We start from the raw sequence: 21,909 nt of genomic DNA, 5'->3' as shown, positions 1-21,909 counted from the left end.
CTTGTCACAAGAAGTACAGGCGGCTGAGGGACACCTGGTCGGCGGGTTCCGAGCGCAGCGGGTCACCGTCGAGGGTGACCAGGCCGGTGCTGCCGTTCACGTCGACCTGGCCGGTGCGCGAGTTGAACAGCAGGTCGGCGGGGCCGATACCGCGGGTGCCGCGCACCGCCACCCGGCGGCGCCGGGTCGGCATCCGGTCGTTCGCGGACTCGACCGCGGCACGGGCGACGAAGGCGACCGACAGATCGGCCGCGGTCGCGCCGTGCGCTCCGAACAGCGGGCCGATGACGAGGGGTTCGCAGTCGTCGGTGGCCGCGTTCGGGTCGCCGGTGACGCCGTAGGCGGGGAAGCCGGACTTGAGGACCATCTGCGGCTTGGCGCCGAAGTACTGCGGCTTCCACAGGACGATGTCGGCGAGTTTGCCGACTTCGAGGGAGCCGACCTCGTGGGCCAGGCCGTGGGCGATGGCGGGGTTGATGGTGAGCTTGGCGATGTAGCGCAGCACGCGCGCGTTGTCGTCGGCGGGCCCGTCGCCCTCCATCGGCCCCAGCTCGGCCTTCATCTTCCCGGCCATCTGGAAGGTGCGGCGGACGGTCTCGCCGGCGCGGCCCATGCCCTGGGCGTCGGAGGAGGTGATGCCGATCGCGCCCAGGTCGTGCAGCACGTCCTCGGCGCCCATCGTCCCGGCGCGGATCCGGTCACGGGCCATGGCCGCGTCGCCCGGCAGGTCGGGCTTGAGGTCGTGGACCGAGACGATCATGCCGTAGTGCTCGGCGACCGCGTCCCGTCCGAAGGGCAGCGTGGGGTTGGTGGACGAGCCGATGACGTTCCGTACGCCCGCCATCTTCAGGACGTTGGGGACATGCCCGCCGCCGCAGCCCTCGATGTGGAAGGCGTGGATGGTGCGGCCGTCCAGGACGGAGAGGGTGTCCTCCACCGACAGGCACTCGTTCAGGCCGTCGCTGTGCAGCGCCACCTGGACGTCGTGCTCCTCGGCGACGCGCAGCGCGGTGTCCAGCGCGCGGGTGTGCGCGCCCATGTCCTCGTGGACCTTGAAGCCGGAGGCGCCGCCCTCGGCGAGCGCCTCCACCAGCGGAGCCGGGTCGGAGGACGAGCCGCGGGCCAGGAAGCCGATGTTGACCGGCCAGGCGTCGAAGGCGTTGAACGCGTGCCGCAGCGCCCAGGGCGAGTTGACGCCGACACCCCACACCGGGCCGAACTCCTGGCCGATGATCGTCGTGACGCCGGAGGCCAGCGAGGCCTCCATGATCCGCGGCGAGAGCAGATGGACGTGGGTGTCCACGGATCCGGCCGTCGCGATCAGGCCCTCGCCGGAGACGATGCTGGTGCCGGTCCCGACGACGACATCGACCCCGTCGAGGGTGTCCGGGTTGCCCGCCCGGCCGATCGAGGAGATCCGGCCTTCGCGGATGCCGATGGACACCTTGCGGATGCCGAGGACGGCATCGATCACCACGACGTTGCTGATCACGACGTCACAGGTGTCGCGGACCGCGGCGCCCTTGAGGTGCATGCCGTCGCGGGCGGTCTTGCCGAAGCCGGCCAGGAACTCGTCACCGGGCAACTGCGCGTCGGACTCGACGCGGATGACGAGCCCGGAGTCGCCCAGCCGCACCCGGTCCCCGGCGCGGGGACCGTGCACCGCCACGTATTCGCGCGGGTCGATTCCGGTCATGAGCCGTCCTCCAACGGGTCGGGTTCGGGGGCTGGGTGGGGGTCGGGGGCTGGGTGGGGGTCGGGGGCTGGGTGCCGAGGTAGCCGCAGGCCGCGGCTCTGCGCAGGGCCTCCTCGCGGGCACCGGGCGCGTCCAGCGGGCCGTCCACCAGACCCGCGAAGCCGATCGCGACCCGGGCACCGCCGATCGGCACCAGGCCCACCGGCGCGGACTCCCCCGGGCCGAAGCGCACCGACGAGCCCGCCGGGACGGCGAGCCGCATGCCGTAGGCGGCGGACCGGTCGAAGTCCAGCCGCGGATTGGCCTCGAAGAAGTGGAAGTGCGAGGTCACGCTGATCGGCACGGTCGCGGTGTTGTGCACGCTCACCGTCACGGACGGAGCCCGATCGGGGACCGCGGGGCCGGTCAGTACGGCGCCGGGCGCGTCGTCGCCGAGCGATCCCCCGCCGATCGGCGCGGTGATCACGGCGAGCCGGGAGCCGTCGTCGAAGACGGCCTCGACGTGCACCTCCCTGACCACGTCGGCCACCCCGGGCAGCACGTCCTCGGGCCCGAGGACCGCCTTCCCCGCGGCGATGGCCTCGGCCAGCCGGCGGCCGTCCCTGGCCGCCTCGCAGACGGTGTCGGCGATGAGCGCGGTCGCCTCCGGCACGTTCAGCAGCAGGCCGCGGGCCCGGCGGGCCCGCGCCAGCTCGGCGGCACCGAACAGCAGCAGGCGGTCCCGCTCGGTCGGGGTCAGTCGCATGTCGCGCCTCTCGAAGGGTTAGAACACCACTCTAACAATTCATCCCGTCGACGGGAAGTATTGACCGTAGGCCATAGGTGGGAGACATTGAATGGCGTTCAAAGACGACAGGAACCCCGTAGGGAGACCGCCCATGCAGATCGAGCAACGCGGAGTCGACACCGTTCCGGACGAGGAGCGCACCAGCGGCCCGCGCGATCTGGTCAGCATCCTGCTCGGGTCGAATCTCGCCCTGGGAGTGATCGTCTTCGGCTGGCTGCCGGTCTCCTTCGGCCTCGGCTGGTGGGCCTCGGTGAGCGCCCTGGCGGCCGGCACCCTGGTCGGCACGCTGCTGACCGCGCCGCTCGCCCTCGTATCGCTGCGCAGCGCCACGAACCTCTCCACCAGCAGCGGCGCCCACTTCGGGGTACGCGGCCGGCTGCTCGGATCGGTCATCGGCCTGCTGCTCTCGCTCGGCTACACCGCCCTGACCCTGTGGGTCGGCGGCGACGCCGTCGTCGGCTGCCTCAACCGGCTCTTCGGCCTGCCGACCGGCGCGGCGAGCTACGCCGTCGTCTACGCGGCCCTCGCCGCCTGCACCGCGACCGCCGCCGTCTTCGGCTACCGGATGCTGCTGCGGCTCAGCCGCGCCCTGGCCGTCGGCCTCACCGTGCTGCTGCTCATCGGCTTCATCGCCTACGCCGGCAGCTTCACCACCTCACCGGTGGAAGGTTCCACGTACCTGCTCGGCGGCTTCTGGCCGACCTGGCTGCTCGCGGCCGTGTCCGCCGGGCTGAGCGGGCCCATCGCCTTCATCACGCTGCTCGGCGACTACACGCGCTACATCTCGCCGCGCCGCTTCAGTCAGCGCAAGGTCTTCTGGTCCACCTGTCTGGGCCTGGTCGTCGGGCTCCTCGTGCCGCAGCTGTTCGGCACGTTCACCGCCCTGGCCGTCGGCGCCGCCGACGACTACGCGGGCCCGCTGGTGGCCGCCGCCCCCGCCTGGTACCTCGCGCTACTGCTGGCCAACGCCTCGGCGGGCTCGGTCGGCAACGCCGGCCTGATGCTCTACAGCATGGGCCTCGACCTGGACGCGATCCTGCCCCGCGCGTCCCGGACGCAGGCCACGTACGTCGTGGCGGCCTTCTCCACCGCACTGGTCTTCCTGGGGCACTTCGCGTGGGCGGCGCAGGACGCGATGACGTCGTTCGTGCTGTTGCTGACGGCGGTGGGGACGCCTTGGGCGGTGGTGACGCTGCTGGGGTTCGTGCGGGTTCGAGGCCGCTACGACACCGATGCGCTGCAGGTTTTCAACCGGGGGACGCGTGGGGGGCTGTACTGGTACCGGGGCGGCTGGAACGTCGCGGCTACCGCCGCCTGGGCCTCCGGCGCGGTGATCGGCCTCCTGGCCGTGGATACGCCGCTTTACAGCGGACCGCTCGTTTCGTGGACCGGCGGCATCGATTTCAGCTTCCTGCTGTCGGCGGCTGTCACGGCCGGCGCGTATCTCGCGCTGAACGCCAAACGCCCGCATCCGCTTCCGGCGAAGGAAACGGAGCGGGCGCTCGTGCAGCAGGTCTGACAAGCCCGTGCGGGCCGGTGGTCGGTTGTGCCCACCCGTTCCGCCTTGCGGAACGGGTGGGCACAACCTGGCCGAAGATGTGCGGGTCCTAGCCGAGCTGGTGCATCCAGCCGTGGGGGTCCGGGGCCGTGCCGGTCTGGATGGACAGGAGTGCTTCGCGGAGCTTCATCGTCACCTTGCCGGGGTTGCCGTCGGCGACGGTCCAGTCGGCTCGGGTGGACTTGACGGAGCCGACCGGGGTGATCACGGCGGCGGTGCCGCAGGCGAAGACCTCGGTGATGGTGCCGTCGGCGCAGCCGCGCTTCCAGTCCTCGACGGAGATCCGGCCCTCGTTGACGTCGTAGCCCAGGTCCGCGGCGATCTTCAGCAGCGAGTCGCGGGTGATGCCGGGGAGCAGCGAGCCGGTCAGGGCGGGGGTGAGGATCTTGTTGCCGGACACGAAGTACAGGTTCATGCCCCCCATCTCCTCGATCCAGCTGCGCTCGATCGCGTCCAGCCAGACGACCTGGTCGCAGCCGTGCTCGATGGCCTGGGCCTGGGCGATGAGGGACGCGGCGTAGTTGCCGCCGGCCTTCGCGGCGCCGGTGCCGCCGGGCGCGGCGCGCACGTACTCCTCGGAGAGCCAGACGGAGACCGGCTTCACGCCGCCGGCGAAGTACGCGCCGGCCGGTGAGGCGATCACCATGAAGAGGTACTCGTTGGCCGGCTTGACGCCCAGCCCGACCTCGGTGGCGAACATGAACGGCCGCAGGTAGAGCGACTGCTCGCCCGCGCTGGGCACCCACGCCTTGTCCTGGCCGACGATCGCGTCCACGGCCTCGATGAACGTCTCGACGGGCAGCTCGGGCATGGCCAGCCGGCGCGCGGAGTCCTGGAAGCGCTTGGCGTTGGCCTCGGGACGGAAGGTGGCGACCGTGCCGTCGGGCTGGCGGTACGCCTTCAGGCCCTCGAAGATCGTCTGCGCGTAGTGCAGCGTCATGTTCGCCGGGTCGATGGAGAGCGGGGCGTACGGCACGAGCTGCGCGTCGTGCCAGCCACGGCCCTCGGTCCACCGGATCGTCACCATGTTGTCGGTGAAGTGGCGGCCGAACCCGGGGTTGGCGAGGATCGCCTCGCGCTCCGCGTCGGACAGCGGGTGCGAGGAAGGCTTGAGCTCGATCGTGGGCGTCGTCGTCATGTCTGCGTGTCCTTCACCGTGAGGTCATGGCGGACCGCACCCGCCGTCCCAGTGCTTGGACGTCCGAGTTTCCCCTCGCACAGCGGCCCCACCGCTGATTATCGCAGCGATGGGGCCATCGGCATAAATGTGCGGCCCGGGGTCGATGGTCGCACCCGGCCGGGGGATTGGCCCAGGGGGGCCAGAGGGGTAGGTGCGCGCGAAGCGCTCCCTGGAAGGGCGGTGGCGGGAGACGGGCGGGCGCTAGCCGGCTACTCGGGCGGCCAGCGCGTCGCCGACCTCCACCGTGCTGCGCGGGGCGGAGCGCTCGGCGAGGTCCGCGTGCACGGCCTTCTCGACGCGGGCGGCCTCGTCGGCGTAGCCCAGGTGCTGGAGCAGCAGGGCCACGGACAGGATCGTCGCGGTCGGGTCGGCCTTGCTCTGGCCGGCGATGTCCGGGGCGGAGCCGTGCACCGGCTCGAACATCGACGGGAAATCGCCGCTGGGGTTGATGTTGCCGCTGGCGGCGACCCCGATGCCGCCGGAGACGGCGGCGGCGAGGTCGGTGATGATGTCGCCGAAGAGGTTGTCGGTGACGATCACGTCGAAGCGCGCGGGGTCGGTGACGAGGAAGATCGTCGCCGCGTCCACGTGCAGATAGTCCGTGGTCACGTCGGGGAACTCTTCGCCGACCTTGTTGAAGATGTTCGTCCACAGGTGGCCGGCGTAGACCAGCACGTTGTTCTTGTGGACCAGCGTGAGCTTCTTGCGCGGGCGGGCCTGGGCGCGGGCGTAGGCGTCACGCACCACGCGCTCGATGCCGAACGCGGTGTTCAGGCTGACCTCGGTGGCCACCTCGTGCGGGGTGCCGGTCCTGATGGAACCGCCGTTGCCGGTGTACGGGCCCTCGGTGCCTTCACGGACCACGACGAAGTCGATGTCCGGGCTGCCGGCCAGCGGGGTGGCCACGCCGGGGAAGAGCCTGCTGGGGCGGAGGTTGACGTGGTGGTCGAAGGCGAAGCGGAGCTTCAGCAGGAAGCCGCGCTCCAGCACTCCGGACGGCACGGACGGGTCGCCGATCGCGCCGAGCAGGATCGCGTCGTGCTCCTTGAGCTGCGTCAGATCGTCCTCGGTGAGCGTCTCACCCGTGGCGTGATAGCGCTTGGCGCCGAAATCGAAGGACTTCGTCTCCAGCTTCACGTCCGAAGGGAGGGCGGCGGCAAGGACCTTGAGGCCTTCGGCCACGACCTCCTGGCCGATTCCGTCACCGGGGATCACTGCGAGGCTGAGGGTGCGAGACATGGCGGAAACCCTACTCGGCGTCCCATTGAATGACACATGGTGTCCGCATGACGGACATATGGGAGGGTCGCCATGCACCGTTCATCCGGAGTACGACCAAGTGTCGAACGGCAATGCGAGATTGCGCGGCATGGACACACCACGTATGGGTATTGCGGACAAGCTCGCCGACCGGATGAGCATGGCCGAACAGCATGAATACCTGCGCTCCCGGCTGACCCGCCGCGGGGTCATGCGCGGCACCGTCGCTGCCGCCGGTGCGGTGGCGGGGGCCGGACTGCTGAGCGGCACCGCGGCCGCCGCCTCCCCCACGCTGCTGAGCAAGCCCGCGACCGGGCATCACGTCAGCGGCTCCCTCGTCGCCCCCTTCGGGCGCCACCTCGCCTTCGGCGCGGACCCCAAGACCCAGTTCCGGGTCTCCTGGCAGGTCCCGCTGGCCGTCAAGAAGCCGTTCATCCGGGTGGGCCTCAAGCCCTGGGCCCTCAGCCACAAGATCCAGGCCGAGGTCCGCGCGCTGCACACCCCGCAGCTGCTCAACAGCAAGCTGCCGCCGGTGGACCAGTACTACCTGCACGCGGCGCTGGACGGGCTGCACCCCGGCACGACCTATTACTACGGTGTGGGCCACGAGGGCTTCGACCCGGCCGCCGGCCAGGCGTTCGGCACCATCGGCACCTTCACCACCGCGCCCGCGCGCAGCGGTGAGCGGTTCACCTTCACCGCCTTCGGCGACCAGGGCGTCAGCTACCACGCGCTCGCCAACGACAGCCTGATCCTGGCGCAGAACCCGGCGTTCCACCTGCACGCCGGCGACATCTGCTACGCCGACCCGGCCGGTTCCGGCCAGCAGTCCGACTCCTCCGTCTACGACGCGCGGACCTGGGACCAGTTCCTGGCCCAGACCGAGTCCGTCGCGGCCCGTGTCCCGTGGATGGTGACGACCGGCAACCACGACATGGAGGCCTGGTACTCCCCCAACGGTTACGGCGGCCAGGAAGCGCGCTGGAGCCTGCCGGGCAACGGCCCGGACGCGAAGAACCAGCCGGGCGCGTACTCCTTCGTCTACGGCAACACCGCTGTGGTGGCGCTCGACGCGAACGACGTCTCGTACGAGATCCCGGCCAACTACGACATCAGCGCCGGCAAGCAGACCGCGTGGCTGGACAAGCGCCTCGGTGAGCTGCGCAGGCAGCGCGGCATCGACTTCATCGTGGTCTTCTTCCACCACTGCGCCTTCTCGACCACCAACTCGCACGCCTCCGACGGCGGTGTGCAGGAGAAGTGGGTGCCGCTCTTCGAGAAGCACCAGGTCGACCTGGTCGTCAACGGCCACAACCACGTCTACGAGCGCACCGACGCGATCCGCGGCGGCAAGGTCTCGAAGCCGGTCGCCATCGGCGACACGGTGCATCCCGAGAAGGACGGCGTCGTCTACGTGACGGCCGGCGGCGCGGGCCGCAGCCTCTACGACTTCCCGGCGCCCGACTCGTACGAGGGTCACGAGCACAACGTCGACTCCGTCACCACCTGGCACTCGGCCAAGGGCGGCGGCAAGGTCACCGAGACCGTCGCCTGGTCCCGGGTCCGCTACACGGGCTACTCGTTCATCGCGGTCGAGGTCGAGCCGGCGTCGTCCGGCCGGACGTCGACGCTGACGGTGTCCGCGCTGGCGGAGACCGGTGAGCGCGTCGACCACTTCACGGTGGCGCGCAAGGCTCGCTGAGCAACATCCTCAAGCGCCGGACGGGCTGAAAAGCCCGTCCGGCGCTTGAGGACCGCTTCGTTGTTGGCTGCGCGCCGAGCTAACGAGCCTCGTGGCCCGTGCTGCCGCCGTTGTCCCGGCGGTCGAGCGAGCGCTGCAGTGCCTTCATCGCGTTCTCGCGTGCGGTCTCGTCCATGGTGATCAGCTCCAAAGGAAGATCAAGGAGATGGTTGTCGCCATAGAACGGGGCGGGGAACGTGCGCGGCAGGGGGTGACCTGCGTGAAGGGCGCTGGTTCGCATCCGCCGATCGCTGGTGGAGCGATTCGTTCGGCATCTACAAAGCTAGGTCAGCGCGGCCGTTATGTCTCCACAGTTACTCGGACTTCCTACTATCTGAGACGGAGACCACCCGAACGCAGGCCACCCCCGCATCCGGATGGGGACCGGAATACGGGGGCGGCGGTCTGCGTCGGCCCGCGGTGGGGCCGCTAAGGGCCTGATCAGCCCTGGTGCGGGTACCGGTAGTCGGTCGGCGGGACCAGCGTCTCCTTGATGGAGCGGGTGGACGTCCAGCGCATCAGGTTGGACGCGGCGCCGGCCTTGTCGTTCGTACCCGAGGCGCGGCCACCGCCGAAGGGCTGCTGGCCGACGACGGCGCCGGTCGACTTGTCGTTGATGTAGAAGTTGCCGGCGGCGAAGCGCAGCTTCTCCATCGCGTCGACGGCCGCGGCGCGGTCCTGGGCGATGATCGAGCCGGTGAGGGCGTACGGCGAGACCGACTCCATCTGGGCGAGCATGGTGTCGAAGTCGGCGTCGTCGTAGACGTAGATGCCGAGGATCGGGCCGAAGTACTCGTCGCGGAAGATCTCGTTCGCCGGGTCGGTCGAGACCAGGACGGTCGGGCGGACGAAGTAGCCGACCGAGCCGTCGTAGGTGCCGCCGGCGACGACCTCGATCGTCGGGTCGGACTTCGCGCGGTCGATGGCCGCCTTGTTCTTGGCGAAGGAACGCTCGTCGATGACGGCGCCGATGAAGTTCGACAGGTCGGTGACGTCACCCATGGTGATGCCGTCGACCTCGGCCGCGAACTCCTCCTTGAAGCCGTTCTCCCAGATGGAGCGCGGGATGTAGGCGCGGGAGGAGGCCGAGCACTTCTGGCCCTGGTACTCGAAGGAGCCACGGGTCAGCGCGGTCTTCAGGATCGCCGGGTCGGCGGAGGGGTGGGCGACGACGAAGTCCTTGCCGCCGGTCTCGCCGACGAGACGCGGGTACGTCTTGTAGTTCTCGATGTTGGTGCCGACCGTCTTCCACAGGTGCTGGAAGGTCTTGGTCGAGCCGGTGAAGTGGATGCCGGCCAGGTCCGGGTGGGTGAGCGCCACCTCGGAGACGGCGATGCCGTCACCGGTCACCAGGTTGATGACGCCCTTGGGGAGGCCGGCTGCCTCCAGCACGCGCATGAGCAGCACGGCGGCGTGCGTCTGCGTCGGGGACGGCTTCCACACGACGGTGTTGCCCATCAGGGCGGGGGCGGTCGGCAGGTTGCCCGCGATGGCCGTGAAGTTGAACGGCGTGATCGCGTAGACGAAGCCTTCCAGCGGCCGGTGGTCGCTGCGGTTCCACACGCCGGCGCTGCTGATCGGCTGCTCGGCGAGGATCTGCCGGGCGAAGGAGACATTGAAGCGCCAGAAGTCGACGAGCTCGCACGGACAGTCGATCTCGGCCTGCTGGGCGGTCTTCGACTGGCCGAGCATCGTCGAGGCGGCGAGCGTCTCGCGCCACGGGCCCGACAGCAGGTCGGCGGCGCGCAGGATGATCGCGGCGCGGTCGTCGAAGGAGAGCGCGCGCCAGGCCGGGGCGGCGGCGAGGGCGGCGTCGACGGCGTCCTGCGCGTCCTTGGCGGTGGCGTTGGCGTAGGTGCCGATGCGGGCGCTGTGATTGTGCGGCTGCACGACGTCGAAGCGCTCGCCGCCGCCCATCCGCTGCTCGCCGCCGATGGTCATCGGCAGGTCGATCGGATTGCCGGCCAGCTCCTTCAGCTTCGCTTCGAGCCGGGCGCGCTCGGGGGATCCCGGGGCGTAGGAGTGGATCGGCTCGTTCACCGGCGTGGGGACCTGGGTCACAGCATCCATCGAGGTGCGCTCCTTTGGGGTGAGGGTTTCGCAGCGGGGATGAGGGTTACTCAGCGAGGTTGAGAGTGAAGGGGGCGCGCGCAGCGCTCGTTGGAAGGGTGGCGGCGGGTGACGGGTGGGCTCAGCGGCTGGGGAGGAAGGAACGGAGGAAGAAGGCGAGGTTGGCCGGACGCTCCGCGAGGCGGCGCATGAAGTATCCGTACCAGTCTGCGCCGTAAGGCACGTAGATGCGCATGCGCTCGCCGTCGTGCGCGAGGCGGCGCTGCTCGGCGGTGCGGATGCCGTAGAGCATCTGGAACTCGTAGCTGCCGGGCTTGCGGTCGTAGCGCGCGGCCAGCTCCTGGGCGATGGCGATCATGCGCGGGTCGTGCGAGCCGATCATCGGGTAGCCGTCACCGGCCATGAGGATCTTCAGGACTCGCACATACGCCTTGTCGACCTCGGCCTTGGACTGGAACGCGACGCTCGCGGGCTCCTTGTAGGCGCCCTTCACCAGACGCACGCGCGAGCCGGCGACGGCCAGCTTCCTGGCGTCGTCCTCGGTGCGGAACAGGTACGACTGGATGACGGCGCCGGTGTCGGGGTGTTCCTTGCGCAGCTCGGCGAGGATCCCCAGGGTGGAGTCGACCGTGGTGTGGTCCTCCATGTCGAGGGTGACCGTGGTGCCGATCGCGGTGGCGAGCTCCGCGACCTCGCGGACGTTCTCCAGCGCGATGTCGTGGCCGCCGTCCGGCAGCGCCTGCCCGAACGCGGACAGCTTCACGGAGACCTCGGCGCGGGTGCCGAGGCCCTCGGTCTCCAGCGCCCGCAGCAGGCTCAGGTACGCGTCGCGGGTCGCGTGCGCGGTGGCCTCGTCCGTGACGTCCTCGCCCAGGTGGTCGAGGGTGACCTCCAGGCCGGAGGCGGTGAGCTCGCGGACGTTGTCCATGGCGGGATGCAGTTCGTCGCCGGCGACGAAACGGTTCACCACGGGACGGGTGATCGGCGCGGCGGCGACGATGCGACGCATGCGGTCGCTGCGCGAGGCGGCGAGCAACACGGGACCGAGCACGGGGGCTCCTTCAGGATCAGAGCATGAACAGGCAGCGACACCGCGAAATCTAGGGTTCACCTACCCCGTGAACCATCGACACCTGTCACGCATCCGTGCGGCATCCCTCATACAGATGTAAGAGACAATGGCGGGGTGCGAGGTGACTACGAGGAACTGGTCGACGAGGTGTCCGCTCTCGTCGGCGCGCCCGCGACCCTGGAGGACCGGGATTTCCGGCTGATCGCCTTCGGCGCGCACGACAGCGACGACGGTGCGATGGACCCCGTCCGCACCCGGTCGATCCTGACCCGGCGCTCGACGGCCGAGGTCCGGTCCTGGTTCGAACGCTTCGGCATCGCCCGCGCCACCGGCCCGGTGCGCATCCCCGCCGCGCCTGACGCAGGCGTCGTCCGGGGCCGGATCTGCCTGCCGGTGCGCCATCGGGGCATCGTGCACGGCTATGTGTGGCTGCTCGACGATTCGGACGCCGGACCGGATCCCGATCCGCGGCTCGTCGCCGCGATGGAGGTCTGCGACCGGATCGGCGACCGGCTGGCCGCCGAGTCCCGGGCGGGCGCCGATGTCGGCCGTGAACTGCGTGCGGCACTGACGGCGGGCCCCGGCCAGCGGCGCGAGGCCGCGCGGGACGCGCTGAGCGCGGCGCTCGGCCCGGACGCGGACGAGGTGCACGCGCTGGTGTGCGTTCTTGGCTGGACGGCCCCGCCCACTCTGGACAGCAGCGCCGGGCCGGATACCGCCGACGGCGCGGACGACGGTTCGGCGGAACTGCCGGGGATCCGCTCGATCCCGGGCGCCGCAGCCCTCTGCCGGGTCCCGGCCCACGGGCCGCCCACCCCGGGCCCGGTCCCGGCCGCCGACCCGCTCGCCGTGCTCGTCCGGCTCCGCTCCGTCCAGCACCTCTCCCCCCCGCCCGCACCGCCGCCGCCCGGCTGCTGGAGACCTCGAGCTCGCCCGGCGCGGTGGCGGGTATCGGCGAGCCGGCCCGCGGGCTGGACGGACTGTCCGAGGCATGGCGGCAGGCGACCGGTGCGGCCCGCGCGGCACGGGCCCAGCCCCGGCTCGCGCCGGTCGCCGACTGGGCGGGCCTCGGCCCGTACCGCATGCTCTCGGCGCTCCCCGGCGGCTCCTCCGCCGACCCCGCCGTACGCCCGCTGCTGGAGCCGTCCCACCGCGAGCTGGCCCGCACCGCCGAGGTCTACCTGGACTGCGCGGGCCAGGCGGGCCGCACGGCCGCCGCCCTCGCCATCCACCGGCAGACCCTCTACTACCGCCTCTCCCGCATCGAGCAGCTCACCGGCCTCGACCTGGACGAGGGCGAGGACCGGCTGCTGCTCCACATGGCGCTGAAGGCCGCGCGGCTGTGATCGGCCGGATGTGCCGTCTTGCGGGAAGCCTAGAGACGGTCGATCTCGGTGAGGTCGATATCGATGGTGAAGGGGACGGGAACCTTGAGCCGCTCGTGGTGGATGCCCGACGGAACATAGGTATGGGTCATCGTGTCGAGCTCGTAGACGTAGACGACCGGCTGCCGGCCCTCACCCTTCTCCACCCGCCAGAAGTGCGGGATACCCGCTTCCGCGTAGAGCTGGGGCTTGCGCTTGCGGTCCCGGTCCTCGGATTCGGGCGAGACGACTTCGACGGCGAGAACGACGTCCGAGGCCTGATAACCGGTTTCATTCGCCGATTCCGACACGGCCTCGGCCCGGACGATCGAGATATCGGGTTCAGGGCGATTGCTCCTGCTCACGGTAATGGTCATCTCGCGCAGTACACGGAACTTCTCCGGGGCCGCCTGTCGCAGGAAAGTGCTCAACAGATCCACGGCCAGCATGTGGAAATACTTCTGCGGACTCACGAAGACAAGGCTCCCGTCGATCAGCTCTGTGTGCGGCGGGAGATCGGGGATACGGTCGAGGTCGTCCGCGGTGAACCCGCCCGGGGGCGGGAAAGCCCAGGCCGGAAGCGGTTCGGCAGTCATGATTCCTCCCATCGACGGGATTCTGTCCGCAGCGTTCAGCGTAGCGGGAGGGAATGACGAAGCCGCCCCTCATACGAGTGAAGGGCGGCTTCGTCGCTGACGTCGTGACCTCGGTCGGTCGGTGACCTGCGGTCAGTCCGTGAGGTCCACCGCGCGGGCCGACGTGGCGCCGATCTCCTCGGCGATCTCGGCCAGGGCGGCCGGCGGGATGCAGGAGTCGACGGTCAGGGCCACGAGGGCCTCGCCGCCGACGGCCGCGCGGGCGACCTGCATGCCCGCGATGTTGACGCCGGCCTCACCGAGGATGCGGCCGACCGTGCCGACGACGCCGGGGCGGTCGGTGTAGCGGAGGAAGGCCATGTGGTCGGCGAGGACCAGGTCCACGTCCTCGTCACCGACGGCGACGATCTTCTGGATGTTCTTCGGACCGGCCAGCGTGCCGGAGACCGACACCTCCGTGCCGTCCGTCAGAGTGCCGCGCACCGTGACCATGTTGCGGTGGTCGGGCGACTCGCTCGACGTGGTCAGCCGGACCTCGACACCGCGCTCCTGGGCGAACAGCGGCGCGTTGACGTAGGAGACGGTCTCGGCGACGACGTCCTCGAAGACGCCCTTGAGCGCGGAGAGTTCGAGCACCTTCACGTCGTGCTGGGTGATCTCACCGCGGACCTCGACATCGAGGCGGGCGGCGACCTCGCCGGCCAGCGCGGTGAAGATCCGGCCGAGCTTCTCGGCGAGCGGCAGGCCCGGACGTACGTCCTCGGCGATGACGCCGCCCTGGACGTTGACCGCGTCCGGTACGAGCTCACCGGCGAGCGCGAGGCGGACGGACTTGGCGACGGCGATGCCGGCCTTCTCCTGCGCCTCGTCGGTGGAGGCGCCCAGGTGCGGGGTGGCCACCACGTTGTCGAACTGGAAGAGCGGGGAGTCGGTGCACGGCTCCTTCGCGTAGACGTCCAGGCCGGCACCCGCGACGCGGCCCTCCTTCAGGGCCGAGGCGAGCGCCTCCTCGTCCACGATCCCGCCACGCGCGGCGTTCACGATCCGGACCGACGGCTTGACCTTGTGCAGGGCCTCGTCACCGATCAGGCCGAGGGTCTCGGGGGTCTTCGGCAGGTGGACGGTGATGAAGTCGGAGACCTCCAGCAGCTCGTCCAGGCTGAGGATCTTGACACCCATCTGGGCCGCGCGAGCGGGCTGGATGTAGGGGTCGTAGGCCACGATCTTCATGCCGAACGCGGACATGCGCTGGGCGACCAGCGCGCCGATGCGGCCGAGGCCGACGACGCCGAGGGTCTTCTCGGCCAGCTCCACGCCGGTGTACTTGTTCCGCTTCCACTCGCCGTTCTTCAGCGCCGAGTTGGCCGGCGCGATGTTACGGGCGGTGGCGATGAGCAGGCCGCAGGCCAGCTCGGCGGCGGTGACGATGTTCGAGGTCGGGGCGTTGACGACCATCACGCCGGCCTTGGTGGCGGCGGACACGTCGACATTGTCCAGACCGACGCCCGCGCGGGCGACGACTCGCAGCTTGGGCGCGGCGGCGATGGCTTCCGCATCCACCTTGGTGGCGCTGCGGACCAGGATGGCGTCGGCATCCTTGATCGCGGAGAGCAACTCACCCCGGTCGGCGCCGTTGCAGTGCCGGATGTCGAAATCCGGCCCCAGTGCGTCGACAGTGGCAGGCGACAGCTCTTCGGCGATGAGTACGACAGGCTTCTGGCTCACGTGGTCCTCACTTGTCCTTCGTGGGCGGCCGGTCCCGCGGACGCTCCAGGGAGGGAGGGGATGGCATGCCGCGTGGAAGACGCACGACGCTGTGAGCCTGACGCGCTTTGTAGTTGCAGTGTATCGGCGCCGCCGAGCGCGACTTGTGCCTTGGTGGAAGGATCACCCGCACGTGGCTGTACGCCGTGGACAAGGTACGGGGCGGCCACTGCGACCGCCCCGCACCCGATGAGGCTCACGCCTCGTCGTCGACCCAGCTCATGAGCTTGCGGAGCTTCTTGCCGGTGGTCTCCAGCAGGTGGTCCTGGTCGGCCTTCTTGTACTCGTTGTACTTCGGCAGACCGGCCTCGTACTCGGCCATCCAGTTCTTGGCGAAGGTGCCGTCCTGGATCTCGGCGAGGACCTTCTTCATCTCGACCTTGGTCTGGTCGTTGATGATGCGGGGGCCGGTGATGTAGTCGCCCCACTCGGCGGTCTCGGAGACCGACCAGCGCATCTTCTCCAGGCCGCCCTCGTACATGAGGTCCACGATCAGCTTGAGCTCGTGGAGGCACTCGAAGTACGCGATCTCGGGCTGGTAGCCGGCCTCGACGAGGGTCTCGAAGCCCGCCTTGACGAGCGCGGAGGCGCCGCCGCAGAGGACCGCCTGCTCACCGAAGAGGTCGGTCTCGGTCTCCTCGGTGAAGGTGGTCTTGATGACGCCGGCGCGGGTGCCGCCGATGCCCTTCGCGTACGAGAGGGCGAGCGCGAACGCCTTCCCCGTCGCGTCCTGCTCGACACCCGCGATGCACGGGACACCGCGGCCCTCTTCGTACTGGCGGCGGACCAGGTGGCCCGGGCCCTTCGGGGCGACCAGGGCGACGTCGACATTGGCCGGCGGCTTGATGAAGCCGTAGCGGATGTTGAGGCCGTGACCGAAGAAGAGCGCGTCGCCGTCCTTGAGGTTGTCCTTGATGGACTCCTCGTAGACCTTGCCCTGGAGCGGGTCCGGGACCAGGATCATGATCACGTCGGCCTCGGCGGCCGCCTCGGCGACGGAGACGACGCGCAGGCCCTGCTCCTCGGCCTTGACCTTGGACTTGGAACCCTCGTGCAGGCCGACGCGCACGTCGACGCCGGAGTCACGCAGCGACAGCGCGTGGGCGTGGCCCTGGCTGCCGTATCCGATGACCGCGACCTTGCGGCCCTGGATGATGGAGAGGTCGGCGTCGTCGTCGTAGAACAGCTCGGCAGCCACTTGGGATATCTCCTTGGTTCTGGTGGATTGCCCACACAGTACGTCCGGTGGGCGGAAGAAAGCTTGTCGGTCTCGCTATGCGGTACCGCGTCGCCGCCGGAGCGGCCACGCGGTGCGCTGTCACTACGCGGAGCGGTCGAGGGCCCGCAGCGAGCGGTCGGTGATGGACCGGGCGCCACGCCCTATGGCGATGGTGCCGGACTGCACCAGCTCCTTGATGCCGAAGGGTTCCAGCATCTTGAGCATCGCTTCGAGCTTGTCGGCGCCGCCGGTGGCCTCGATCGTGACGGCCTCGGGAGAGACGTCAACGGTCTTGGCGCGGAACAGCTGGACGATCTCGACGATCTTGGAACGGGACTCGTTGTCGGCCCGCACCTTCACCAGAACGAGTTCACGCTGAACGGCTCCTGCGGGCTCCAGTTCTACGATCTTCAGAACGTTGACCAGCTTGTTGAGCTGCTTGGTGACCTGCTCCAGCGGCAGCTCGTCGATCACGTTGACGACGATCGTGATGCGGGAGATCTCGGGGTGCTCCGTGGTGCCCACCGCGAGGGAGTCGATATTGAAGCCGCGGCGGGAGAACAGCGCGGTGATCCTGGCGAGGACGCCGGGCTTGTTCTCCACCAGGACGGAGAGCGTGTGCTTGGACATGTCGCTTCGTTCCTTCTCTCGGTCCTGCGCCTCAGTCTTCCTGGCCGTCGCTGAAGTCCGGGCGGACATCGCGGGCGGCCAGGATCTCGTCGTTGGAGGTACCGGCCGCGACCATCGGCCACACCATGGCGTCCTCGTGGACGATGAAGTCCACGACCACCGGGCGGTCGTTGATCGAGTTGGCCTTGGCGATGACCGCGTCCAGCTCGTCCGGGCTCTCGCAGCGCAGACCCACGCAGCCCATCGCCTCGGACAGCTTGACGAAGTCCGGGACGCGGGTGCCGCGGTTCACCGTCGAGCCGACGCCGACCGTCGAGCCGCTGTCGGAGTTGGTCTCACCGGCGTGCAGCACGGTGTTGGAGAACCGCTCGCCGTAGAAGAGGTTCTGCCACTGGCGGACCATGCCCAGGGCGCCGTTGTTGATGATGGCGACCTTGATCGGGATGTTGTTGAGCGCGCAGGTGACCAGCTCCTGGTTGGTCATCTGGAAGCAGCCGTCACCGTCGACCGCCCAGACGGTCGCGCCGGGGACGCCGGCCTTGGCGCCCATCGCCGCGGGCACCGCGTACCCCATGGTCCCGGCGCCGCCGGAGTTGAACCACGTGTTGGGCTTCTCGTACTTGATGAACTGCGCGGCCCACATCTGGTGCTGGCCGACGCCAGCCGCGAACAGGGTGCCCTCGGGGGCCAGCTGGCCGATCCGCTCGATGACCTGCTGCGGGGAGAGGCTGCCGTCGTCCGGGGTGTCGTAGCCCAGCGGGTAGGTGTCACGCCAGCGGTTGAGGTCCTTCCACCAGTCGGCGTAGTCGCCCTTGTGGCCGGCCTCGTGGTCCGCCTGGACCGCGACGATCAGGTCGGCGAGGACCTCGCGGGCGTCGCCGACGATCGGCACGTCCGCGGCGCGGTTCTTGCCGATCTCGGCGGGGTCGATGTCGGCGTGCACGATCTTCGCGAACGGGGCGAAGGTGTCGAGCCGGCCGGTGACCCGGTCGTCGAAGCGGGCGCCGAGCGCGATCAGCAGGTCGGACTTCTGCAGCGCGGTGACCGCGGTGACGTCACCGTGCATGCCGGGCATGCCGACGTGCTGCGGGTGGCTGTCGGGGAACGAGCCGAGCGCCATCAGCGTGGTGACGACCGGGGCGCCGGTCAGTTCGGCCAGGATCCGCAGCTCTGCGGTGGCGCGGGCCTTCATGACGCCGCCGCCGACGTACAGCACCGGACGCTTGGCCTCGTTGATCAGCCGGGCGGCCTCACGGATCTGCTTGGCGTGCGGCTTGGTCACCGGGCGGTAGCCCGGCAGGTCCATCTGCGGCGGCCAGGAGAAGGTCGTCTGGTTCTGCAGCGCGTCCTTGGCGATGTCGACGAGGACCGGGCCCGGACGGCCGGTGGAGGCGATGTGGAACGCCTCGGCGATCGTCCGCGGGATGTCCTCGGCCTTGGTCACCAGGAAGTTGTGCTTGGTGATCGGCATCGTGATGCCGCAGATGTCCGCCTCCTGGAAGGCGTCGGTGCCGATCGCCTTGGAGGCGACCTGGCCGGTGATCGCGACCAGCGGGACGGAGTCCATGTGGGCGTCGGCGATCGGCGTGACGAGGTTGGTGGCGCCCGGACCCGAGGTGGCCATGCACACGCCGACCCGGCCGGTGGCCTGCGCGTAGCCGGTGGCGGCGTGGCCGGCCCCCTGCTCGTGGCGGACCAGGATGTGGCGGACCTTGACGGAGTCCATCAGCGGGTCGTAGGCCGGCAGGATCGCACCGCCAGGGATACCGAATACGGTGTCGGCGCCGACCGCCTCGAGCGAACGAATGAGGGACTGCGCGCCCGTCATGCGCTCGGGAGTGGTGGGCTGCTGTCCCCCGCTGCGGGCCCGCTGCTGCGGATGGGGGGCCCCGGTGGCCTGCTCGGTCATCTGCGTTCTCTTCTCTCGAAGATGAGTTTCTTCTGGGTGCCAGGCAACAAAAAACCCCTCGTGCCGTCAGGCAAGCGAGGGGAGCGCGTCGGTGCGTTTTCCAAGGCGATGGTGGGCCTCGGTCAGCCGACGCGCTTTCCAAGTACGAGAATTCGGGTGCGCATGGACACGACCCTCCCCCTGGACCCCTCGGAGTGTCAAGCGGGTGGGACGGGCGTCTCAGCATTTGAGCGAAGGGGATCACCCGTTCCGGTGCTTCCGGTGTGCCGCACGGGCAGTGGGCCGCCGGTCAGGGCGATGGAACCATGAGGTACCGGGTAGCCGCCACGGGCCAGCGAGCCCCTCAGCCGGTGTTCGTCGAGCGGACCGGAGAAGGCCATGCCCTGGCCGTGCGTACAGCCCATGGCGCGCAACGCGATCACCTGCTCGGGCCGGTCCACCCCGTCCGCCACGGTGCGGATGCCCAGGTCCTCGGCGATCCGCAGCATGCCCGCGGTGATCTTGTGCAGCCGGGCGGACTCGACGATTCCTTCCACGAAGCTGCGGTCGATCTTGAGCAGGTCCACCGGGAGGGTGCGCAGCGCGGTCATCGCGGCGTATCCGGTGCCGAAGCCGCCCAGCGCGATCTGCACGCCGAGCCGGCGCAGCGCCGAGAGCCTGCGCTCCAGCTCCTCCAGGGAGATCCGCGGGTCGTTGTCGGTCAGTTCCAGCACCAGTCCGCCGGCGGGCAGCTCATGGCGGCTCAGCAGCGTCTCGATGTTGCCGAGCGGCAGGTCCCGGTGCATCAGCCGGCGGACGGACATCCGGACGGCCACCGGCACGGCATGGCCCGAGCCGTGCCGCAGCGCGGCCTGCTCGACCGCCTCCTGCAGCAGCCAGCGGCTCAGCTCCGCGGTGCGGTCGGTGTCCTCCGCCACCCGCAGGAACTCGGCGGGGGTGAAGAGGATGCCCTGCGCGGAGCGCCAGCGGGCCTGCGCCTCGACGGCCGCCACCCGGCCGGTCCGCAGCTCGACGACGGGCTGGTGCAGCAGGGTGAACTCCCCGTCGTGCAGGGCGTTGCGCAGCCGGGTGGCCAGCTCGGCGCGGCGCACCACGTCGGCCTGCATCTGGGGCGCGTACATCTCGACCCGGCCCTTGCCCGCCTGTTTCGCGCGGTACATCGCCAGGTCCGCGTTGCGCATGAGCTCGCTGGGCGTGATCCCCGGCTCGGCGAAGGCGACCCCGATGCTGGCCGCGACCCGCACCTCGCCGGACTCCACGCGGTACGGCTCGGAGAGCGCGGAGCGCAGCCGGTCGGCGATCTCGTGGATCTGGTACTCCCGGAGCTGCCGGTCGGCGCTCCCGCCACAGATGAGGGCGGCGAATTCATCGCCGCCCAATCGTGCCGCCGTGTCCCCGGACCGGACCGACTCCTGGAGCCGCCGGGCCGCCTGGACGAGAAGCTCGTCGCCGGCCTGGTGGCCGACCGTATCGTTGACCGCCTTGAAACCGTCGAGGTCGACGAAGAGCACCGCCGCCTCGCCGTCGCCGCTGCGCCGGCCGCCGAGGGCCCGGCTCACCCGCTCGGTGAACAGGGCCCGGTTGGGCAGATCGGTGAGCGGGTCGTGCGAGGCGTTGTGCTGGAGCTGGGCCTGCAATCGCACCCGTTCGGTCACATCGCGGCTGTTGAAGATCAGCCCGCCCTGGTAGCGGTTGACGCTGGACTCGACGTTGAGCCAGCCGCCGCCGTCCCGGCCGCGGCCGGCGCGGATCCGGCATTCGATGCGCGTAGCGGGCTCCGCGGCGGGCGAGGCGGCGAGAAACCTGCGGACCTCGTGCACCACCCGCCCCAGGTCCTCGGGATGGATGTGCGAGGCGAGCTCGGTGCCCACCATGTCCTCGGCGTCCCGCCCGTACACGCCCCGGGCCGCCGGACTCACGTAGCGCAGCACGCCGGTGGGCGCGGCGATCATGATGACGTCACTGGAGCCCTGCACCAGGGACCGGAAGTGGTTCTCCTTCTGGGCCAGTTCCTGGGTGAGGGAGATGTTGTCGAGCAGCATGATGCCCTGGCGGACGACGAGCGCGAGGACGACGGTGCAGCCGGTGAAGAGCACCACATGGTCGGTCTTCCGGCCGCTGATCACGTTGTACAGGATGCCGAGGGTGCAGACGCCCGCCGCGAGGTACGGGACGAGGGCGGCCAGCGAGCCGGCGACCTTGCGGCTGGAGTGCGCGCGGGAGCGCGGCTCCAGCCGGGCGGCGTCCCGCCGGCCCGCCCAGGGGGCGTAGGCGAGGAGCATGCTGCCGGCGAACCACCCGGCGTCCAGGATGTGGCCGGACTGGTAGTGCTCGCGCCAGAGCGGGGAGCGGAACAGCGCGTCGCACAGCACGGTCAGCGCGAGGGCGGCGATCGCGGTGTTGACCGCGACGCGGTTGGCCGGGGAGCGCCGGAAGTGCAGCGCCAGCACCATGCTGGCGAGCGCGATGTCGAGCAGCGGGTAGGCGAGCCGCAGCGCGGCCTGGGCGGCGCTGAGCCCGTTCAGGCTCGCGTCGTTGGCGAGCGCGAGGCTCCAGGCCAGGGTGAGCAGCGAGCCGCCGACGAGCCAGGCGTCCAGCGCCAGGCACACCCAGCCGGCCCGGGTGACCGGGCGCTTGGCGAGCATCAGCAGACCGATGATCGCCGGCGGGGCGAAGAGCAGGAAGAAGAAGTCGGCGATCGAGGTCTTCGGCAGCGTGCCGTCCAGCACCACCTCGTACCAGCCCCAGGTGCCGTTGCCGAGCGCCACCATCGCGGACGAGCCGGCGAACAGGAACCAGGTGGGCCGCTGGCGGCCGGCGAGGGTCCGGGCGTAGACGAACGAGGAGACACTGGCCGCGGCCGCGGCGGCGGCGAGCCCGAAGTCGCCCATGATGTCGGCGATCCAGGCCGATCCCCAGCCCACCGCGGCGCCGGTCGCGTAGCCTCCGCAGAGCACGGCGACCAGGAGTTGCGGCACGAGCGCCGCCCGGCCGGTGTGGGCGGGTGGCTGAGCGATCACCGCCCCGGTCGAGCTCACCGTGTGGTCCCGTATCGCTGTCGCG

The 21,909-nt window shown here is 70.2% G+C and carries 14 protein-coding genes and 1 pseudogene; 3 read left to right on the top strand and 12 right to left on the bottom strand.

The genetic code is table 11. The features are described from left to right. Positions 1-4: 4 nt before the first annotated feature. Both C8250_RS29875 and ureA read right to left on the bottom strand, forming a co-directional pair. Positions 5-1,687 (bottom strand): urease subunit alpha, encoded by a 1,683-nt coding sequence (locus C8250_RS29875; RefSeq protein ID WP_244809873.1) that lies wholly within the window; start codon positions 1,685-1,687, stop codon positions 5-7. Then, positions 1,575-2,441 carry an urease subunit gamma gene (ureA, locus tag C8250_RS29870; protein WP_244809444.1) on the bottom strand — a complete coding sequence of 289 codons (867 nt, stop codon included), beginning with the start codon at positions 2,439-2,441 and terminating at the stop codon, positions 1,575-1,577. The genes C8250_RS29875 and ureA overlap by 113 nt, the downstream gene beginning before the upstream one ends. A gap of 133 nt (positions 2,442-2,574) precedes the next feature. Here ureA and C8250_RS29865 point away from each other — a divergent pair, with 133 nt between their 5' ends. Next, on the top strand, positions 2,575-4,002 hold the full coding sequence (locus C8250_RS29865; protein ID WP_138358756.1) for a cytosine permease: 1,428 nt from the start codon (positions 2,575-2,577) through the stop codon (positions 4,000-4,002). A gap of 88 nt (positions 4,003-4,090) precedes the next feature. On the opposite strand, the gene C8250_RS29860 is transcribed toward C8250_RS29865, so the two are convergent. Both C8250_RS29860 and C8250_RS29855 read right to left on the bottom strand, forming a co-directional pair. Continuing rightward, positions 4,091-5,179, bottom strand: a complete 1,089-nt coding sequence (locus C8250_RS29860; RefSeq protein WP_138358754.1) for a branched-chain amino acid aminotransferase — start codon at positions 5,177-5,179, stop codon at positions 4,091-4,093. Between the two features lie 243 nt (positions 5,180-5,422). After that, complete coding sequence (locus C8250_RS29855) at positions 5,423-6,460, bottom strand: 3-isopropylmalate dehydrogenase (protein WP_138358752.1); 1,038 nt, start codon at positions 6,458-6,460, stop codon at positions 5,423-5,425. A gap of 130 nt (positions 6,461-6,590) precedes the next feature. On the opposite strand from C8250_RS29855, the gene C8250_RS29850 reads away from it, so the two are divergent. Then, entirely contained in the window at positions 6,591-8,183 is a 1,593-nt protein-coding gene (locus C8250_RS29850; RefSeq protein ID WP_138358750.1) for a metallophosphoesterase family protein, read from the top strand. A 480-nt stretch (positions 8,184-8,663) separates the two neighbouring features. On the opposite strand, the gene pruA is transcribed toward C8250_RS29850, so the two are convergent. Further along, positions 8,664-10,292, bottom strand: coding sequence for an L-glutamate gamma-semialdehyde dehydrogenase (gene pruA, locus C8250_RS29845; protein ID WP_138358748.1), 1,629 nt, complete (start codon positions 10,290-10,292; stop codon positions 8,664-8,666). 121 nt (positions 10,293-10,413) lie between these two features. Continuing rightward, positions 10,414-11,343 carry a proline dehydrogenase family protein gene (locus C8250_RS29840; RefSeq protein WP_138358746.1) on the bottom strand — a complete coding sequence of 310 codons (930 nt, stop codon included), beginning with the start codon at positions 11,341-11,343 and terminating at the stop codon, positions 10,414-10,416. A 135-nt stretch (positions 11,344-11,478) separates the two neighbouring features. On the opposite strand from C8250_RS29840, the pseudogene C8250_RS44515 reads away from it, so the two are divergent. Then, positions 11,479-12,710: pseudogene (locus C8250_RS44515) on the top strand (helix-turn-helix domain-containing protein). A 29-nt stretch (positions 12,711-12,739) separates the two neighbouring features. On the opposite strand, the gene C8250_RS29825 reads toward C8250_RS44515, so the two are convergent. The 6 genes from C8250_RS29825 to C8250_RS29800 form a co-directional block, all read right to left on the bottom strand. Next, positions 12,740-13,324 (bottom strand): Uma2 family endonuclease, encoded by a 585-nt coding sequence (locus C8250_RS29825; protein ID WP_138358742.1) that lies wholly within the window; start codon positions 13,322-13,324, stop codon positions 12,740-12,742. A 132-nt stretch (positions 13,325-13,456) separates the two neighbouring features. After that, positions 13,457-15,049, bottom strand: a complete 1,593-nt coding sequence (gene serA, locus C8250_RS29820; RefSeq protein ID WP_138358740.1) for a phosphoglycerate dehydrogenase — start codon at positions 15,047-15,049, stop codon at positions 13,457-13,459. Between the two features lie 235 nt (positions 15,050-15,284). Beyond that, on the bottom strand, positions 15,285-16,286 hold the full coding sequence (gene ilvC / locus C8250_RS29815; protein ID WP_138358738.1) for a ketol-acid reductoisomerase: 1,002 nt from the start codon (positions 16,284-16,286) through the stop codon (positions 15,285-15,287). 123 nt (positions 16,287-16,409) lie between these two features. Next, positions 16,410-16,937 (bottom strand): acetolactate synthase small subunit, encoded by a 528-nt coding sequence (gene ilvN / locus C8250_RS29810; protein ID WP_138358736.1) that lies wholly within the window; start codon positions 16,935-16,937, stop codon positions 16,410-16,412. Positions 16,938-16,968: 31 nt separating this feature from the next. Then, positions 16,969-18,846 carry an acetolactate synthase large subunit gene (locus tag C8250_RS29805; protein ID WP_138358734.1) on the bottom strand — a complete coding sequence of 626 codons (1,878 nt, stop codon included), beginning with the start codon at positions 18,844-18,846 and terminating at the stop codon, positions 16,969-16,971. 197 nt (positions 18,847-19,043) lie between these two features. Next, entirely contained in the window at positions 19,044-21,884 is a 2,841-nt protein-coding gene (locus tag C8250_RS29800; protein ID WP_244809871.1) for an EAL domain-containing protein, read from the bottom strand. Between the last annotated feature and the right edge of the window lie 25 nt (positions 21,885-21,909).

It is taken from the genome of Streptomyces sp. So13.3, from assembly GCF_005860785.2.
GTDB lineage: Bacteria > Actinomycetota > Actinomycetes > Streptomycetales > Streptomycetaceae > Actinacidiphila > Actinacidiphila fildesensis.
Note: the sequence above shows the minus strand (reverse complement) of the source record. Positions and strands in the feature narration are given on the sequence as shown.

Excerpts from the sequence above, each read along its gene's own strand:
- ureA (WP_244809444.1), bottom strand. The coding sequence starts at position 2,441 with ATGCGACTGACCCCGACCGAGCGGGACCGCCTGCTGCTGTTCGGTGCC.
- C8250_RS29865 (WP_138358756.1), top strand. The coding sequence starts at position 2,575 with ATGCAGATCGAGCAACGCGGAGTCGACACCGTTCCGGACGAGGAGCGC.
- C8250_RS29860 (WP_138358754.1), bottom strand. The coding sequence starts at position 5,179 with ATGACGACGACGCCCACGATCGAGCTCAAGCCTTCCTCGCACCCGCTG.
- C8250_RS29855 (WP_138358752.1), bottom strand. The coding sequence starts at position 6,460 with ATGTCTCGCACCCTCAGCCTCGCAGTGATCCCCGGTGACGGAATCGGC.
- C8250_RS29850 (WP_138358750.1), top strand. The coding sequence starts at position 6,591 with ATGGACACACCACGTATGGGTATTGCGGACAAGCTCGCCGACCGGATG.
- pruA (WP_138358748.1), bottom strand. The coding sequence starts at position 10,292 with ATGGATGCTGTGACCCAGGTCCCCACGCCGGTGAACGAGCCGATCCAC.
- C8250_RS29825 (WP_138358742.1), bottom strand. The coding sequence starts at position 13,324 with ATGACTGCCGAACCGCTTCCGGCCTGGGCTTTCCCGCCCCCGGGCGGG.
- ilvN (WP_138358736.1), bottom strand. The coding sequence starts at position 16,937 with ATGTCCAAGCACACGCTCTCCGTCCTGGTGGAGAACAAGCCCGGCGTC.
- C8250_RS29805 (WP_138358734.1), bottom strand. The coding sequence starts at position 18,846 with ATGACCGAGCAGGCCACCGGGGCCCCCCATCCGCAGCAGCGGGCCCGC.